At 36.5% G+C, this 3941-nt stretch carries 5 protein-coding genes; all 5 read right to left on the reverse strand.

The genetic code is table 11. From position 1 onward, the window contains the following. Positions 1 to 940, reverse strand: a 940-nt coding sequence (gene hemH / locus ACILQF_RS11470; RefSeq protein WP_395627541.1) for a ferrochelatase, incomplete at its 3' end; no start/stop codon positions are given. Between the two features lie 79 nt (positions 941 to 1019). Beyond that, entirely contained in the window at positions 1020 to 1703 is a 684-nt protein-coding gene (locus ACILQF_RS11475; protein WP_395627542.1) for a fatty acid desaturase, read from the reverse strand. Positions 1704 to 1716: 13 nt separating this feature from the next. After that, positions 1717 to 2565 carry a 4-hydroxy-3-methylbut-2-enyl diphosphate reductase gene (locus ACILQF_RS11480; RefSeq protein ID WP_395627543.1) on the reverse strand — a complete coding sequence of 283 codons (849 nt, stop codon included), beginning with the start codon at positions 2563 to 2565 and terminating at the stop codon, positions 1717 to 1719. Positions 2566 to 2632: 67 nt separating this feature from the next. After that, on the reverse strand, positions 2633 to 3271 hold the full coding sequence (locus tag ACILQF_RS11485) for a carotenoid biosynthesis protein (RefSeq protein ID WP_395627544.1): 639 nt from the start codon (positions 3269 to 3271) through the stop codon (positions 2633 to 2635). Next, positions 3268 to 3941, reverse strand: a 674-nt coding sequence (locus ACILQF_RS11490; protein ID WP_395627545.1) for a glycosyltransferase family 2 protein, incomplete at its 5' end; no start/stop codon positions are given. The genes ACILQF_RS11485 and ACILQF_RS11490, both read right to left, overlap by 4 nt.

Genomic DNA, 3941 nt, shown 5'->3' on the forward strand with positions numbered 1-3941 from the left:
CGCCGCCCATTTCTTCGAATTCTTCGGCATATTCAACCGCGATTTCATGAACAGTTTCTAAGCAATCAGCAACAAAAGCGGGACAGAATACAAGAATTCTCTTATCGCCAAGTTTTGCACGTTCCTCTAGTACAACACTTGTGTATGGCTGAGCCCAAGGATCTTTTCCTAAGCGCGATTGGAAACAAACGGTATACTTATCTTTTGGCAAATCAAGCTTTTCTGCAATTAAACGTGCGGTATCATAACACTGAGCAGAGTAACAGAATTTATTATTCTCAGTAATTACAGCACAGCAGTTTTCAACTTTTTGACAATGTAGTTTTGAGTGATCAGAATTTCGTAAATGCCTTTTTGGAAGACCATGGAAACTAAATAAAATATGGTCATAAGACTCCGGTTTATGCTTTAAGCCATTTTCAACAAAAGCTTCAATCATGATCTCATTATCATGAAAAGAGTTAATGAATGAGATATTAGGGATAGTTTGCCACTTACTGACAATCTCCATAACTTTTTCAATTACTGACCCGGTGGTTGCAGAGGCATAATGAGGAAACATCGGGATAACTTTAATGCTATTCACCTGCGCATCCTTCAATTTAATTAGGGCACTTTCAATAGATGGATTCTGGTAACGCATAGCCAGCTCCACGTGATAATCATCACCTAAACGTTGCTGCAGCATATCTTTTTGAATAATACTGTAATGCATTAATGGCGAACCCGTTGTATCAGACCAGATTTCTCTATATAATTTAGCAGATTTCGGTCCGCGGAAAGGAACAATAATTCCCTTTACTAAAAGGGCTCTTGCTACAAGAGGGAAGTCTATTACTCGTCCATCCATTAAAAATTCGTCAAGATAGGTTCTCACATCACTTGTTGAGGGACTATCAGGAGTGCCTAGATTAACCAATAATATACCTTGCTTACCCATATATAGATTATAAAATGCAAAGATAGTCTAAGGAACGATTAATTAAAACACTTCAATCCATTTGACTTTATAACAACAATTACTCCGCTAGATTTTTGATTTTCCAAAGGTTCCACCAAGGCGTGCTGGGCGAATCATGATGTTCGTAGTGATATCCAAAAAAATAGCAAGACAAGAAAGCAAGAACATGGTTTTTGTGCTGCGATCCAGATTGATGCTTGTTATTTTGCTCGCCATGGTGAGGAAGCCACGTTCCGAAGTAAAACAGCTGTAACGTGCTTAGCAATGATGGAAGCACCCAAAATAAGAATAAATTGAGCTCAGGTACCCAGATTTTAAGAATATTGAAGACAAGTGCCATTAAAACTACTTGCCACCAAGTGAGATATTGCTTTATAAAATCAAAATACCAAACGAAGAAATTCCCTTCAGAATAATCGGGATCTTTGTGTGTATGTACAAAACGATGATGTTCATGATGCTTAGTATTGAGCACTTTAAAAGGGAAACAAGCATACAATGCGGTGCAAACTTGCCCAATGCCATTATTTAGATTTCGCTTGTATGAAACCGTCCCATGCATGGCATCATGAGCCGTAATAAAAAGGCCAGTATACAAATGCATTTGTACTAAAATAAATAGATAGAGTAGCGGGTTATCGAATTTAACATCCCAATTCATTAAGAAAACAATGGACGAAGCCCAAAACACAATAACAATCAGTGCAATTAGCGCACCTTTATTTGATTGATTTGAACTCATCACTGTATTTATTCTAATATTCTAGGATTGTGGCCTTCACCTTTTCCATCAACCACATTGGCGTAGAGGTAGCACCACAGATACCCACTTTATCTTGAGCATTAAACATTTGTAGACTTAATTCCTGCTCGCTACTAATGAAATAAGTATTGGGATTAATTTGTTTACAAACCTCGAAAAGAACCTTACCATTGGATGATTTCTTACCAGAGACAAAAATAATTTTGTCGTAATGAACAACAAATTTTCTCAAATCGTCGTATCTGTTTGACACCTGCCTACAGATGGTATCATTTGCTTTTACTTCGTAACCGCGACTAATTAGCTCATCCTTAATCTGGTAAAATTTATCGGTACTCTTAGTTGTTTGACTGTACAAAGTGAATTTTTGAGGAAGCTCAACGTTATCAAGCTCTGCAATATCCTGAAATACAAGGGCTTCATTATTGGTTTGCCCCTGTAATCCGATCACTTCAGCATGGCCATGCTTACCAAAGATTAATACCTTTTCTTTACTATCGTAGGTGTTTTTAATTCTGTTTTGCAATTTTAGCACTACAGGGCAAGAGGCATCGATGAGGGTAATATTATTTTCAAGAGCTGTACGATAGGTTTCTGGCGCTTCACCATGCGCACGAATCAATACTTTTTCGTTTTTGATAGTCAGAAGATCCTCGTGAGAGATTATCTTAAGACCCATTAATTTCAAACGACTGACTTCTTCGTCATTATGAACAATATCTCCAAGGCAGTATAAATAGCCATCTTCAGCCAAAATTTCTTCCGCCATATCAATGGCATAAACTACTCCAAAACAAAAGCCCGAGTCATTATCGATTGTTACTTCAAGATTATACTTCATTGCTTAAGCTTAATTTTATTTACTTGTGCCAAAATATTTTTAGAATACAAAAATACTAAATTGTTTTTCAGAAAGCCCAAATATTCAGCGCTAGAAAAAAACCAATCTGTGCAAATAACAGAATGATAGCAGCTTTATTATTCTTGTTAAAATCTAGCGCTCTAAAAACAAAAAACAGCAGGAATGAAAAAACATACCAACCGATATAATTCTGCATCGGTATTTCTCCTGCCGTCCACGACCAGTAATTGAAACGTATGGCGATTGGCTCAATTAAAAAATCAATTCCTAAAAGAATCAGGGCTCCTAATGTGGAAAAGAGTAAGCTGCTTTGAAGCTTGAATTGCTCTAGAAGCACTCCAGTACAGTAAACCAATATTAACCAGTTTACCCCGATTAGCAAAGGAGTAGATAATACCTTGGCACCAAGAGCCTCACCATAGGTATAATCCCCAAAAATAAGTCCCGTGTTTACCCCAATCACCTCAATAAAAAACCCAGAAAAATAAATAATTATTGCAAAAATTTTGATGTCTTTAGAAAAGTCATTTGTGCTAAAAATCAATAATCCAAGCATCAATAGTAAATGATAAGGCACTAGCGCAATAAAAAGCATTTCAAATTCTGAATTTAAAAATCCATACAATCCCACAAGGTGAAACAGTACCATTAAAATACTACAAATTACAATTCTGTTCAGTTTCATTTTCTTATTGCTCGACCTTTCCAAATTACAGTTTTGGTAAAGTGCTTTTTAACAGAGATAACCGAAATAAAAACCATACAAAGGAGCTGTAAAGGATGTAAAAGCACATTATGCCACACATTCTGTCTTGCTGCCAATGAGATCATTATCCTACTTAACAAGATCAAAGATAAGGCAAACAGAACTAAATCGCTGCTCAAAAAGAAGATGCTTGCAATCGGACTAATAACTACAAGAAGTAGATACAAGGATAGTCCGATGACATTATTATTAAAACCCGCCAAAAAATTTTTACTGAACCCGTTTACCGATTCATCGAAACTTTTATACATGCGACAATAGATATATCCATTGGCGAGTAATGCCTCCCCATTAAAAGCCGAAGCTTTAATGAGCTTCATGATTTCAACATCTTCAACAACCTGATGTTTCACCTGCTCATGCCATTGATTTTCACGGTAATTTGATGCCTCAAACATCATAAACTGACCACTTGCAGCCGAGAAAGAAGGGTTTTTAGAAAGCCTAACTAGTCTGAGTGGTAATAAATTTAGCAAAACATAATGCATCAATGGCACCACAAGACGCTCACCCCAAGTTTTCATCACCTGATCAGTAAAGAGACTAAGCAAGCTTATGCCACTAGTTTTCATGCGATTAATTGAATTAT

It is taken from the genome of Daejeonella sp. (assembly GCF_044232565.1).
Lineage (GTDB): Bacteria > Bacteroidota > Bacteroidia > Sphingobacteriales > Sphingobacteriaceae > Daejeonella.

Bases quoted from the DNA above. Each gene is read 5' to 3' on its own strand.
- ACILQF_RS11480 (WP_395627543.1), bottom strand. From the start codon at position 2,565: ATGAAGTATAATCTTGAAGTAACAATCGATAATGACTCGGGCTTTTGT.
- ACILQF_RS11485 (WP_395627544.1), bottom strand. From the start codon at position 3,271: ATGAAACTGAACAGAATTGTAATTTGTAGTATTTTAATGGTACTGTTT.
- ACILQF_RS11475 (WP_395627542.1), bottom strand. From the start codon at position 1,703: ATGAGTTCAAATCAATCAAATAAAGGTGCGCTAATTGCACTGATTGTT.